Consider the following 13,723-nt stretch of genomic DNA (forward strand, 5'->3'; position numbering starts at 1 on the left):
GCTGTGGGCTTGCTCCGCTGAGGAACGTGCATGGACGATGAGACTCAGGAAAAAAGTGGACCCTCCTTCAACGAGTCGCTGGATAAGATGATGGTCGATGCGTGGGGGGAAGTGAGGAGTAACTATTCCCATGGTACAGGTATGGATCGGGCTGCCTCGACGGCAAAGTTGTTCGGCAAAGGATCATTTTATCTAGGCGTGAAACTCATTCAGAGTCTGCCTGACGTCCTCGAAAAGATGAAAGAAAAGCAAGTTAAGTAACGCTGCCCCCTTCACCATCTCAAAGGGTTCGATAGAGCCGAGCATCGTCGAAGGATATCATCAGGCGCGCGTTCACAACTGCCGTTTGATCACCCGGCTTGCTTCATCTCTGCCAGAAAGCGTTCGCGTCGGGTCTGTTTGCGTTTATCGGCGTACTCGGCATCGGAAAAGCTCATCTGAGTCATGCGACAGGGCTCAAACTCTGTGGGGGCATCATTTCAGCAGATCGGTCGGGACTTTTTTGGAGTTTCCTTAAGGCGAAGGTGTTCGCCTAAATTTGAGTGGACGCCATTTCTAGCCTTTTTAAGCGGACGCTCAAGCCACAAGAACGCCATTCCTATTCCAAGTATTTTAAAAACCCAGGCCATCGCCGAGTGTGCGCAGACTGATACTTCGATTGCCAATGTCGCCTTGACCTTAAATCTCAAATGTAAACCTTCTCCATAAGTGTATTCAGGGGCACAGGTTGCCTAGCAGCAAGCATCGCTCCCGAAAAATCCGTCAGCCCCAGACAGTGGTGGATTGAATCTGTTAATAGATTTCTGCGAAGATTCTCTACGAAGGATATCAACATGGAAGGAACTAGGAATGATATGCGCATACTGTAAAAAAGACGCTCCAGCGACTCGTGAGCATGTAATTCCAGCGTTTATATATCGCTTTCAAAAAGAGCTGCAAGCTAACGTGATTGGCTGGAATGAAGTCGCTAACAAAATGGTTGGCGGCGAGCACCAAGTGAAAGATGTCTGTGAAAAATGCAACGGCGGAGTGCTATCCAGCCTTGATGCTTACGGAAAAGAATTTCTTATCGCCAATGGGTTCTTGACCCAGAATTACACCCAGCGCAGCGCCGAGCTTTCATATGATTATGACAGGCTAGTACGCTGGCTCTTGAAGATATCCTTCAATTCAACTCGCACTGACCAAGGTCACGTCCATTTATTTGAAAAATTTATACCTTATATTTTGAATGGTTCTCCATCACCTCAAAAGACAGATTTTGCAGTGCTGGCAACTCTAGCAGCTCCAGTAACCACTGAAGAGCTAAATGGCCAATATAAAGTATTTGATGATCTTGCAAACGGATCCGGTGTGGTAAATCCATTCTTAATGAGAGTCGCCTATGGACCTAATCAGTACGAAACATTTACATTAAGAGTGATAATGTTCGGTCCATTGATATTTTTCATGCTTATGTATGTGCCAGGCGTGTCGGCTGGCGGAGCGTCCATCGAAACCAAGCGGCTGTTCAAAGTGTTTTCCAACTTTACTCAGATGAAGCCTGGAACCACGAAAGTTTTTTTGACGGCTGGCTCCACAACTTGGCTTGATTACTACGCCCCGCAGGTCGGTAGAGTTAAAGCTCTCGGCACCTACAAGCCTTGATGGACATCGCTGCGGCCCTTTCTACCTAGCGCCCTAGTGTCTGAATTCGGACTTGCCTATTGATTCCAGCGTGCATTCCCGAGGGGGGGCACAAAACGGTTTGCAATTAGTGCACCCTTAGGAGGCGCGCAAGTCAACGACGTGACAAAGAGTCGCTCTTGAACCAGCAGGAACGAGATAGGCGCCGTGGTGCTACTTGCGGGTTGCGATCAGCCAGTATAGTGAGCAATCGCTGCTTGATCATGCGAACGGTCTTTCTTTTTTCGTTATGTTGGAGAAGAAAAAATCGGGCTTTATAAGACCTGTGAGAGCTGATTTTTATTATTAGCCGATGCATATTTGGTTCGGGCAGAGACGCATCGGATGAATCAATAGCAGGGCGTACTTGGTGCTGCAAACAAAAGAGTTCCGGCCAGAAGCAGCCACTGGGAGGACGCTCCATCTGACACAGACTGTCGTACCGGACTGAGTTCATTTACGGAGTCAAAGCAATAACCACTCCGATGTATGGCGAGTGGTATGCCTAGATCCAGGGGATGGTTGCGGAAACGTTATCGTTGAGCTCCCCAGAGCTTTTAGAGAAAACTGGCTGATCTTTGGGAGACGAGTTGGTATTTGAGCGCAACGAGGAAGGGGTAACTCTAAGGTTCAAGCAGGATGCGTAACGACTCCAAGCTGGATTTGCCCTTGCTATAGATACGATCACTGTTGATGGCGTCGTAGCTGTCTGCCTCTGTGACAATCTTGGCAAAGTGAGACTTCATTTATGGCCTCTGCAGATGCCTGCCACCCGCTGTAGCGAACCCTAGTAGGGACTGCCTTCGTTTCTTCTCATACGCTGACCCTGTGCTGCTAGCGGCCTAGTCGGTATTCGCGGGTGATACCTGAATGGCTGCGTAAGCACGAAGGATCTCGTATGAGCAGTTACTTCCCTCGTCGTAGAGCTTTATCCGTCGAATACTAAGATTCTAGGTAGAGCTGCGCCGCCAGTTCGTTACATCAGTGCGGTCTCCATCGGTGCCATGCTGGCTACTAGTAGTCGAGTATCTCCGTCATCAAAGATTACCCTCAGGACTCGATCATCAATCCACTTTTCGATAGTCCCCGTACCGAACACTGCATGAATGACCTTAGTCCCAGCTTCTGCTCCCAGAATGCCTTGATGTGTATTTGCGGCTATTGAGGCCTGGGGGCGCTGTACATAGTGCCAATCCTGTGAGAAGGGGAATGTTGCGAAGTAAGCGTTTGCAATCTGTGGGCGCTCTATTTCTCCAGGGGCTTCAAAGCGTTTTTCTTCGATCGCCGCTCCAGCGTGTCGGGCTAGGGCGATATCCATCTCCCAGAGAAAGCAGGAGACTGAGCTGATTGCAGGGTCAGGATCGGTTGGGGTAGCAGTCTCAAGGATGCGCTGAAACTCTGGGTCACTGGGGTGAGCAATGAACACCTCATCAACGGCACGAGTGATAGCTACATAGAAAAGCCGACGCTCTGCCTCAATCTCTTCGTTGCTAAGACGGTCGCGAGGAAAACCGCCTCTCACCAACCCAGGTACAAAGACTCGGGACCATTGGGCTCCTTTAGCACGATGGATAGAGCTGATCCATACGTGTGCAGTAGTGGGTGGCTCCACCGCAGATGAGTCAATGAGAGGGTCAAGGCTGTCCAGGAACTCGTCGATGGTGCCCTCATGCCGGCTGGCTATGGTTCGAAATGCCTGAACGTTTGCCATGACAGCTGTTGCTTGGTCTAGGGTAGGCGACTGTTTTTCAATGTTTCGTTCGAACTCCGTTGCCAGCAGGTAGCGATCAAGCACTGTAATAACTTTTTCGTGGGGGGCCGTAGAGGTTGCGAGAATCTCAAGTAAGTCAGCACGATCACGAATTTGGTTCGCTTGGAAATCTTTGGTCTGCGGGGTGATGGTAGAGCGGATAGCCTCCACAAGTCGCTCGGGATGATGCACTACTAACTCTATAACGCGATTTAATGCTGCCTTGTCCAGATAGAGAGTAGGTCGGTACAGCAAGCTCTTGATGACGTATCGCAATTGATCACCTTCTAGGGATCTCCAGCGACCGCTGGCCAGTTGAAGAACACCGAGCAGTGCACTGATTTCTGGAATTCGCATCAGAGGTGGTCGGCCATATACGTGGTAAGGAATCCCTCGCTGATGCAAGTCCAGTTCTAGGGTGACGCTGAGATCATAGGTTCTGACCAGCACTGCAATATCTTGGAGCGCGACCCCAGCGGTGAGTTGTTGTGCTACGTGCTCGCCGAGGTCAGCTAAACCCAGGGTAAGTGGCAAGCAATGGATGCGTGTAAGCGGAGCTTTCTCATTGGAGATACTGATCTTGGGGTTACGGTTTTTATTGTGGGTGATCAGCTGGCTGGCCGCGATTGAAAGTGCGTGACCGAAGCGGAATGTGTGGGGCAGGGTATATCGGGTGGCATGCGGGAAGTCCTGTTCGAAGCCGCGGATGAGATAGTCCGGTTCCGCGCCGCGCCAATCGTAGATAGCTTGATCTTCGTCTCCGACCAGCATTACTTGAGCTCTATCGCCGGCGAGAATCTTCAGTAGTTCGATCTGAATACCATTCATGTCCTGAGCCTCATCCACTATCAGATGGTCAACTCGGTTCTGGACATAGCGTTGCGCTAGAGGCCGCCTCAGCATCAGCTTGACTGGGTCATAGAGTTGATCTTCAAAGAATCTGATTTTCAGTTGTGCACGGCGACTTTCAAAAAGATGGAACGCTTCGGGATACCCTTTGGCGATCGAGCCATAACTGTATCTCTCGAATACCTCCTCAGGCCTGTTCGTGCTCGACTTGACCAGCATCAGGAAGGAGATAAAACCGTCTACCTGCTCCTTGTCTGGGGCAACGTTGCTTCCGTTGATAGCTTTGAACACATGAGTGAACGCCTCTCTGGCAATCTTTGTCCGTAGGTGATCCTTGGATTCTATCCTCGCCTCTGGAAGCAACCCGTGCTGGACGAGTAGATTTACGATTTTGTTGCCCATCGAGTTGAACGTTCTGATCTCGGGCGCAGTGCCTTGCACTGCTTGTTCGAAGCGTCGCCGAAACGATAGTGCTGCATCCTTGTTGAACATGACGACGGCGATGTGTCTTGGGCTTATGTCGCGTAGGAGGTGCCGAACCCGGCCTACCAGTGTTTCGGTTTTTCCCGATCCTGCCACTGCGGCCACGACTGCATGCCCGGCTGAGTGTTCAATGACCTGAAGTTGTTCTTTGGTGTATGTCCGCTCTGACATCGCCAGCGTTCCGCTCTGAACAAGAAGCCCAATCTTATACAGCAGTAGGGTCTAACGAGCCTCACCTCGACTTCCACTAGGTCGGCATCAGTCAGGAACGGTATGGTGTCAGAGACACACGTACGCCTTTCTAGCCCATCACAAAAAAGACAGCTGACGTGTTGCTTGGTCATCGACAGTTCGGCGAATAAGGTCGCGATGCCCTAGGGATGGTTCCACCATGATTGCTCATCAAGTCTAATGAAAGACAAAATGTCTAATGTCACTATGTTGATGAAGACGCGTAGGATTCGTGAGCCTCATAGAGGGAGCGCTAAACTCTTTCTGCGCTTTCGAGTGTTAAGAAACGGAAGACTTGCATTGGAGGCTGCGTCGGGCTCGGCCCTCAAGTGATACCAAGGCGCAGGCTGCCGTATCCTCTGGGCATCAGAGATTGCCCGGGACCATCAGCCCTTTACGACGGTACGCCTCGATATCGATGCCAAAAACCCCACTCCCATGCACCTCTCGAACTCGGCAGGTTCTGCAAACAGCTGCATCTGCCAAGTCTACGACCCTCTCCTTGCATGGCTTCTTCTCAGCGTCTCGGACAATCAAAATCTTAGGCTTGAGCTTGTTGCCTGCAGGGCAGCCGATAATGATGCCAACCTCGCCAGTGCTTAGCTCTGCGATCTCTCCTGGTGGGTAGATGCCGATCATTCGGATGAAGCACCCCACAATCGCTTCATCGAAATGGCTGTTGACCGCCTCCAGCAGGATGCGCAAGGACTCCAGACTGGACTTTCCCTTGCTATAGACACGATCACTATTGATGGCGTCGTAGCTGTCTGCCACTGCGACGATTTTGGCAAAGTAGGGAATCCTGGCGGCATCTAGTCCACGCGGATAGCCTTTGCCGTCCACCCGCTCATGGTGTGAGTAGGCAACATCGACGGTTGCTGGCGTGATCTGCTGGTTGCTCATGAGGAGCTTTCGCCCTTCCGCAGCATGACTCTGCATGATCCTCAACTCTTCGGCCGTCAGCGCTCCTGGCTTATTGAGGATCTCGTTGGGCACCTTCAGCTTGCCTACGTCATGGAGCATGCCGCAGACACCGATCTGCTCCAACTGGTAGGCCGGTATACCGAGCTCTCTACCCAGCGCAATCGATAGGATGGAGACTCTCAGCGAGTGTTCGGCGGTGTAGTCATCGCTGTTTTTTATACGAGCCAACCAGAGCATGGCGGCCGGATTTCGCAGGATGCTTTCGACGCAGTCCTTGACCACTGCTTTGACTGCAACGACATCCAACTCCTCCCCCATCTTCACTGCGTTGAGGATACGCAGCGACTCCTCATGCGCGGCCTCCCAGACAAGTGAGGCTCGCTCCATCTCCACCGAGAAGTCGACCTTGCCGATTGCCGGAACGAGGATATCTGACTGGGCGAGGTTCTCCGTCAGTTGCTTTTGCACTCCAAGCGAACGGCGGGCATCAACCCAAACGTAGTTACAGACTTCCTGCAGCAGTCGGATCTCTTGCTGCTGGCGAATGCGAAAACCCTGAAAAAGAAAGTTTGTGTCCGTCCATGGGCGATCCAACTCCGCCACATACATGCCGATGGTCAGCTGTGCTGTTTCGACTTTGATGCGGTCCATCTTGGCGCTATCAGCCATGAGGGCACTCCAAAGACAGCGATAAGCGATGTCAATTAGCCACTGCACTAGCCCTCGCGAGCCAATTACTTTTGTCTATAGCTAAGTCGAGGCAAATAGATACTGCCGATGGCTGGTTTCAGCATGGAAAGCCCCAGGCTGAAACGACATTACCTCTACGATACCTCTACAAAAAGGGACAAGTGTTTAAATATCTCCTACCATCATTCATCAGCTTCAACGCCGATACTAGAGCGTTGCATCACCATCATGAAGGAAGCCAAATGTTTGGGCGCGCTGCAGAGATCAAGGAGAACACGCCTCTTCACCGAGGCGAGGCCTTCGTTAGCTTCGTTGCCCTTTCCGGCTATGAAACTATCGTTCGCGACGACATAGTCCTCTGCCAGCTTGAGAATGGTGTCTATGAGCTTCGATCGAAGCGACAGCAAGTTGGGTTCCGTGTTCTCGTGACGAGCGACACCGGGAAGTCTTGGAAAGGTATCGTGGTTGAGCAGCTACCCGGAATCACCCGATTTGTGCAGAGGTAGTACAGAAACCAGCAAGGAGGCCAGCATGGTTGGGGAGCACCGCGACATCAAACTGTTCGAAGGCAAGGCCTTTGTCAGCTTTGTTAATAAGGACATCATTTACGACATAGAGGGGCTGGACGTTATTCTGCTCGCTGAGGAGTCGTGCATTGCACTCAAATCCCACAAGCAAAGAACCGCAGTCAGCGTAATCATCAGTACAGACGACGGCCAGACATGGCAAGGAACAGTGGTGGAGCAAGTGCCAGGAGTTACCAGATTCTTTCAGCGCTAAATCTCTGACACGCATGTGGCAGAGCTTCGTTGTTGAAGCCCAAGCGCCGTATCAAGCGGCGCTAGATCTAACCGAACTCTACCTGTAATCCCCCCATGACTGCCTCTCGCCTGCACGTGGCTAGAGAGCATGGCTGCCAAAGCTTGCCACTGGTCTACCCTCCATGAATGACATGGAGGGCACCGGTATGATCATCTACGAAGGACAAGCCACTCTCACCTACCCCGGCCAGCACGGTGATCTACTCGGCATCTTTCAGCGACGTACACGAATTATCCTTGAGCAAACGGAGCCCGGCTTCTACGACATCACCTGTGGCGCAGATCTCAGCAGCGCCAGCGATTTGATAGTCACCGTGCCAACCGGTCAGTCCTACGAAGGCAGGGTTGTAATCAGAGCTGGTAATAAGGCAACAATCGCAACCAAGAGCAGAATCTGGTTCCAACGTATACAGGGAGTGAGACATGGGTAACGACGTGCATTTCTGGATCGCGCTTGAAGCAGTATTCGGAGCAGCAATAGTTACCGGAGCAGATCCTGAACACTTGAGGCGTACAGCTCTCGCAATCGTTCACGAGCTGGAAGATGGGGAGCGCTCAGACAAGGTTGGCAAGATCATTCAGTCTGCCAGCCGATTAGAGCATCTTGGCGTTCAGGCATGAGACCTATAGGCGCTATTTGCTCAGTCCGAAAGCGACAGCAACTGCGCGAAGATGTGGCGCATGCCTCGAGGATCAAGGATGAATAGTTGGAAAGTCACTTATGAGATGCAAGGCGAAACCCGAGATATTGAGGTTTCCGCCAGCGCGATACCTAGCAAAGAAGCTATCGCCTTTGCGGTGTACTCGGATGCTTTTCCCGGAGCGGCTGCCCCTGACGGCGCATCCTCTATTGACGAATGGCTTTTTGTCAGTGGAATCGTGGTACGCAACATCACACTGATATAACCGGTTGTCGGTGAAGCCTGCATTCCACCCAATCAGACCTATTCTCAATAACGTCCTTGCTGAGGGACAGGCCGCCCTGTCATCCCCCGTATGCGGGGCGGCCTTCACGGTTCCAGACCTTATCCTCTCCCTTCCGATAAGCAGTCATCCCTCAGAAAAGCTTGATGAAGTTCAGGTAGAGGCGCGGCTCCTTGCCGTTGTCGCCGTCCAGTTCTTCCGCCGAAACCGAGCGCGTCAGCGGGAAGGCCAGCTCGGGCGACAGGTACATGTCAGGCGCGACCTGCAGGTGTACACCTAACCCGGCGGACGCCAGGCTTTCGCTGCTGGTTTCGCGCGGCTCCTCGTTCCAGACCTTGCCGACGTCCCAATAGGCGTAGTACTGGGTGGGTAGCTCGTGGTCACCGATCCGGTGCTGGCGGTTGTACTGCAGCTCGACCTTGCCGGCGAGGCCGTTGTCACCGGCGATCTCCGAGGGGTCGTAGCCACGGCCGAACTGGCTGCCGCCGACGCCGAACTGTTCCGGTGTCAGCAGCGCATCGCCGAAGGATGTCTGCCCGCTAATGGCCAGGTAGAGGTTGAGGCCCGGGGTGATCCAGCCCAGGTCCTGGATGCGCTGGGCATCCAGCTGCAGGCGGGTGAAGTCGGTCTGGCCGCCTGTGCGCGAGGGATTGAGCCGTTGCTCACTGCTGGCGCCCAGCACGTCCAGGCCCTGGCTCAGCTCGCCCTTGAGCAGGTTGCGGCCGCCATGGCTGTCGCTGTAGTCCCAGCTTGCGCCAAGGCGCAGGGCGCGGATACGGTCGTCGCTGGAGGGCGCAAGGTCAGGCTCGTCGAGGTATTCCGAGCGGCCGTTGTACCAGCTGAAAGCCACCGAGGTCTTGAAGGTTTCCGCGCGGCTGCGCACCCAGGGATGGGTCAGGCGTACGGCGAAGGTGTCACCGCTGCTGTTGGCGTTCAGCACGCTCCAGGTATCGGCGCGGCCGTCGTTGTGCTGGGCAAGGAAGCTGAGCATCGTGCCTTGTCCGCCCACCGGCAGTTCGTACTGCCCTTCGTAAAAGGCCATCTTGTCGCCTTCGAGCGAGCGGCCGTAACGCAGCGAGAGCTGATCACCGATGCCGGTGAGGTCGTTGATGCCGATGCCGCCGTAGCCCTGCCAGGGGCCGAAGTAGCGGCTGTCGCGGTTGTCGAAGCCGATGAAGCCTTCGACCCTACGCTGCTTGTTGGCAATATCGAGGTCGGTACCTTCGCGATCCTGGGAAGCAGAGAGCGTGCCGTGGGCTTCATTGCCGGGCAGGTCGTTCATCAGCAGCAGGTTGCGCTCCAGGGTCTGTCCCCTGATCGGTACCTCCTGCTCGATGTTCTGCGCATAGCGCTCCATGGCGCGGCTGGTCGGCCCCTGGATCTTGACCTGGTTGACCCGGCCCTCGATCACGCGGATATGCAGCTCGCCGCCCTCCAGGCGCTGGGCGGGTACCAGGGTGCGTGCCAGGAGAAAACCGGCCTGGCGATAGCGCTGGGTGATTCGACCCGCCACGTCATTGACTTCGGCCAGGGTGACGGTGCGCCCCTCCAGCCCGGCCAGTAGCGTCTGGAAGGTGCCTGCGGGGTAGCTGGTGACGCCATCGAGCACCACCCGGGTGACGGCGAAGGCCGCATCGGTCTTGAGCTCGGGCTCGGCGGGCGGCACGTCACGCAGGCGTGGCTGATCGGGAGTGATGGTGCTGGGCGGCAGTTCCAGGGTGCCGGGCATCTCGCTGGGTGAAGAGCGCATGCCACTGGCATCCGGCACCTGCACGCGGCCGGGGTCAAGTGTGGGCAAGGGAGCGGCCCAGGCCACGGGCGGCAGGGAGCCACACAGTAGCAGGGTGCAGAGGCCCACCGTAAGGGCACGGAGTGGGGAGAAGTTCGAGGTTTTCATGATGGATCACTCGCCTCCTTTCGGTTGCGACTGGAGATCACGCGGGATGACGCTGCGGTTGAAGTCCGGGAGCTGGAAGCGCCCGTTCTGGAACAGCCCGTTGGCGTAGTTGAGGAGATCGGTCTTGTCCGGCAGTTGCTCTTGCGCCGTGCCATAAGCGCGGGGCTTGCAGACCAGCTGCACGCTGTAGCTGCGCACCACGGCCGGGGTCACCGAGTGGTTGGCCACCACCGAGGACGGGGATTCGGTGGGCGTGCAGCGCTCGCTCGCGTTGCCTTGGGCGGGGATGCCGACCGGGGGCGAAGGAGCGGCGGCCGGAGGCAGCGGGGGGGCCACCGGGCCGTGGATGGCAAGGTTGCCGTCGACGACCGTGACCTGGTAGTTGGCGCTGACCAGGCGGGTGCCGTCCTGCTCGAAGATGCGGTAGTTACCGGCGGCCTCGCCCGGGGCGCGGGCCAGGCTGAAATCGCGTTGGTCCTGGTCGAACTTCCAGCCCTCGGCCTGGTAGGTCAGCGCTGGGTCCTGTTCGCCGGCAGCCTTGCTCTTGTCGTCGATGTGCACGACCAGGGGCGCCGGGGTAATTACCAGGCGCGCCTCGCCGAGGCGGACTTCATAGCGCCGCGAGAGGAAGCTGCCGGTAGACAGTTGACCTTCGATGCCGTAGCTGCCGACATCGCTGCTGGCGCTGGCCGCCGTGGAGAGTTCCACGCTGTGTGCGAAACGGTCCTGCTGCAATTGACGGTCGACGAACTCGTCGAGCGCCCTGGCGGCCAGCGCGTTGTCGCGGCTGGTCAACTCCGAGTGGGTCAGCGTCGGGTTGGCGTCTCCGTAGACACGGCTCTGGTCGTGCACCTGGATGTTCAGGTTGGCCTTGTTGGCGCTGAGGTCGGCGGTGGCGCTGCGGTCCTGGTTGGCGAGGAAGTGCACCTGGGCATTTTCGAGCAGCGGCGTGCGCACGCTGTTGTCCCAGACTTTGTCGTCCTGCAGCCAGGCCAGGGTCGCCCTGACTTCGGTGGTACTCCCGCCCAGGGCGATGACCAGTTGTTCGGAGCCATGGCCGGCCGGGTCGTGCTGAATCTCTTCGTGGATCTGCGCGCCGGGGATTTCGTAGCCCGAAACGCCCCAGCCATAGGTGGTGCCATTGCGCACCGCGATCATGGCGATCCCCTGGTGGGCATCGAAGCTGAAGTTGGCCGGCGCCTCGCTGCTTTCCACGAAGCCACTGCCGGTGTCCTTGTAGAAGCGCGCCAGGGTCTCGGGGTTGTCCTTGTCGGGAACCACTTTCCACTGCACGCCGTTGGCGTCGGTGAAGGCCAGGCCGTTGACCAGGAAGTCCGAGCTGTCCGGGTAGTCGCCGATGGGATGGCTGGCACCGGCCGAATCCGTGTAGCTCACCAGGGGGCGGCCGTCCTTGTCGACATAGCCGGTGGCCTCGAATACGAGGTAGTCGAAGGCCTGGCCGTCGATGGAGAGCAGCACGTCCTTGTCGGCGATGCCGTTGACGTCGGCGTGCAGGCTGCGGGTTCCCAGGTGCTCGACCTGCTGCACGCTGACCCCGGCCATGTGTTGCGGCACGCTGCCGTAGGGCGAAGCCACGCTGCCCAGGTTGGCGCTGCCGCTGGCGTTGGTCTGGTGGAATACGAAGCGGCCGTTGGTGGCGGCGCCCGCGAGTGTGCCAGCGAAGTTCAGGGCGCTGTCCATCACCACGCTGGCGCCGCGCACGGCGACCTTGTCCGCCAGGACGGCGGTGCCGGCCTCCTGGCGAATGCTCGCGGTGTTGGAGGTGTCGATCCACAGGGTGCCCTTGCCGAGGTCGATGATAGCGCGCCCCAGCATGGCCAGGTCTCCGCTCTGGCCTGCGGTTGTGTTGCGCAGGGTCACGTCCCCGGTGGCGTCGATGAACAGGTTGCCGTCCTTGAGCAGGATCGGCGCGCTGATGGTGACCGAGCCGCTGGCGTTGCTCTTGTCCTGCCCCTCGTATGAGGTCAGCGTGCCTACCGCGCCCTTGGCGATCAGCACCAGGGTGTGCGGGTTGCCCGAGGCGTCGGTGGCCTGACTGACGATGATGGGGGCGTTGATATTGATCGCCTGGCTGGCGTCGATACGCACGTTGCCCCGGGTCAGGCCATCGGCGATCACGCTGGCGGCCGCGTCGTCGACATCCACTGTCTCCGGGTCCAGCAGCCAGGTGCCGGGCGTCTTGCCGGAGACATCGACCCGGGCCTGGGCGTCGATGCTCAGCGTACGGCCGGAGGTTTCCACCACACCGCCGCGCTCGCCGCCCTTGGCACTGGCGTCGCCGGCGAAGTTGGTGCTGCCATCGGACCACACCACCACCTTGCCGCCCGCCACGGCGCCATCCGCTTTCAGCTGGGCACCCTGGGCGACATTGGTGGTACGGGAGGCGGGTTCGCTGCCCTGGCCCTGGAGGCTGCCACCCACCAGTACCGCCCCCCCCTGGCCCTGGGTGCCGGAGGCGTCCAGTTTCGCAGTGCCGGCAAGCTCCACGTTATCGCCCAGGACCTTGATGCTGCCGCCGTCGCGCCCCTGTGCGGAGAGACTGCCCTGCACCCGGGTGTGTTCGGCATTGCCGAGCACGATGGTGCCGCCGTCGTCACTCACCGAGTCAGCCGAGAGGGTGCCGCCGCTGCTGATGACCGATTCCAGGTGCTCGGCCGCACGCGCTGCGCTCATGACCACCACTCCCGAACCGACCTCAATCTGCCCGCTGTTGTAAACCCCACCGCGCAGCGCGGGGTCGACGGAGTTCGCGGCTGCCGCCTGGCCGCCAACCGCCAGGCTCACCAGGCCGTCGCCGTGGAAGTCCAGCGTCGCCTGCGGGCCGGTGGCCAGGTTGACCTGGCCCTTGCGCGCCTGAATGACGCCGGCGTTTTCCACCTGCGCCCCCAGCAGCGTCACCAGCCCGTGGTCAGCCGCGGTGATGGCGCCGTCGTTGCGCACCAGGCCCTTGAGCTGGATGTCCAGCTTGCCTGTCTTGGCGAATTGCTCCAGTTGCGCTTCGGTGACCATGCCGGCACCGGCTACCAGCGCGCGGGTGGCGACCTTGGCGTTGGGGCCGAACCAGATGCCGTTGGGATTCAGTAGAACCAGCTTGCCGTTGGAGGTGAGCACGCCGTAGATGGCGGAAGGGTTGGCACCGGTGACACGGTTGAGGGTCACCGAGCTGCCGTCAGGTTGCTGGAAGTGCACCCGGTTGTCCGGGCCGATGCTGAAGTCCTTCCAGTTGATCACGGTGGTGGGCGTACCGGTGTCGATGCGCATGCTCGAACCATCGGTCGAGATGCTCGCAGCGCCGGAAACCACATCCTGTATTTGCGGCAGGGTGTCCGCGTTGGCCAGATAGGTGATGCCCAGGCCTAGCAGCACGGCGCAGCACAGGCGGCTGAGTGGTGCGAAGGGGCCATCCGCGAGCAGCGGAAGGTGTTTGGGAAGCAGGCGTTTCATGTCGTCACTCCTTGCCGGCCCAGT

General features: G+C 57.5%; 11 protein-coding genes. 6 read left to right on the forward strand and 5 right to left on the reverse strand.

The genetic code is table 11. The features are described from left to right. The first annotated feature begins 30 nt into the window (after positions 1-30). Together HSX14_RS01460 and HSX14_RS01465 are read left to right on the forward strand one after the other, a co-directional pair. Positions 31-261, forward strand: coding sequence for a hypothetical protein (locus HSX14_RS01460; protein ID WP_173179274.1), 231 nt, complete (start codon positions 31-33; stop codon positions 259-261). A 588-nt stretch (positions 262-849) separates the two neighbouring features. Then, positions 850-1,647, forward strand: a complete 798-nt coding sequence (locus tag HSX14_RS01465; RefSeq protein ID WP_173179272.1) for a hypothetical protein — start codon at positions 850-852, stop codon at positions 1,645-1,647. A 994-nt stretch (positions 1,648-2,641) separates the two neighbouring features. Here HSX14_RS01465 and HSX14_RS01470 read toward each other — a convergent pair. The 3 genes from HSX14_RS01470 to HSX14_RS01480 form a co-directional block, all read right to left on the reverse strand. Beyond that, positions 2,642-4,918: an ATP-dependent helicase gene (locus tag HSX14_RS01470; protein WP_173179270.1), complete on the reverse strand. Its 2,277-nt coding sequence runs from the start codon at positions 4,916-4,918 to the stop codon at positions 2,642-2,644. Between the two features lie 426 nt (positions 4,919-5,344). Then, positions 5,345-6,571 (reverse strand): HD-GYP domain-containing protein, encoded by a 1,227-nt coding sequence (locus HSX14_RS01475; protein ID WP_228723525.1) that lies wholly within the window; start codon positions 6,569-6,571, stop codon positions 5,345-5,347. A 203-nt stretch (positions 6,572-6,774) separates the two neighbouring features. Then, entirely contained in the window at positions 6,775-6,999 is a 225-nt protein-coding gene (locus HSX14_RS01480; protein ID WP_173179268.1) for a hypothetical protein, read from the reverse strand. A gap of 58 nt (positions 7,000-7,057) precedes the next feature. On the opposite strand from HSX14_RS01480, the gene HSX14_RS01485 reads away from it, so the two are divergent. The 4 genes from HSX14_RS01485 to HSX14_RS01500 all read left to right on the forward strand — a co-directional run bounded on the left by HSX14_RS01485 (position 7,058) and on the right by HSX14_RS01500 (position 8,319). Further along, positions 7,058-7,372, forward strand: a complete 315-nt coding sequence (locus HSX14_RS01485; RefSeq protein ID WP_173179266.1) for a hypothetical protein — start codon at positions 7,058-7,060, stop codon at positions 7,370-7,372. Between the two features lie 187 nt (positions 7,373-7,559). Beyond that, complete coding sequence (locus tag HSX14_RS01490; protein WP_173179264.1) at positions 7,560-7,844, forward strand: hypothetical protein; 285 nt, start codon at positions 7,560-7,562, stop codon at positions 7,842-7,844. Further along, positions 7,837-8,034 carry a hypothetical protein gene (locus tag HSX14_RS01495; RefSeq protein WP_173179262.1) on the forward strand — a complete coding sequence of 66 codons (198 nt, stop codon included), beginning with the start codon at positions 7,837-7,839 and terminating at the stop codon, positions 8,032-8,034. Before HSX14_RS01490 ends, HSX14_RS01495 begins: the two co-directional genes overlap by 8 nt. A 78-nt stretch (positions 8,035-8,112) precedes the next feature. After that, positions 8,113-8,319, forward strand: a complete 207-nt coding sequence (locus HSX14_RS01500; protein ID WP_173179260.1) for a hypothetical protein — start codon at positions 8,113-8,115, stop codon at positions 8,317-8,319. Positions 8,320-8,470: 151 nt separating this feature from the next. Here the strand turns inward: HSX14_RS01500 and HSX14_RS01505 are convergent, their stop codons facing one another. Together HSX14_RS01505 and HSX14_RS01510 are read right to left on the reverse strand one after the other, a co-directional pair. Then, complete coding sequence (locus HSX14_RS01505) at positions 8,471-10,087, reverse strand: ShlB/FhaC/HecB family hemolysin secretion/activation protein (RefSeq protein WP_228723526.1); 1,617 nt, start codon at positions 10,085-10,087, stop codon at positions 8,471-8,473. 153 nt (positions 10,088-10,240) lie between these two features. Further along, positions 10,241-13,699 carry a two-partner secretion domain-containing protein gene (locus HSX14_RS01510; RefSeq protein ID WP_173179256.1) on the reverse strand — a complete coding sequence of 1,153 codons (3,459 nt, stop codon included), beginning with the start codon at positions 13,697-13,699 and terminating at the stop codon, positions 10,241-10,243. Positions 13,700-13,723: the final 24 nt, after the last annotated feature.

Origin of the sequence: Pseudomonas tohonis (assembly GCF_012767755.2) — a bacterium.
GTDB classification, from domain to species: Bacteria; Pseudomonadota; Gammaproteobacteria; order Pseudomonadales; family Pseudomonadaceae; genus Metapseudomonas; species Metapseudomonas tohonis.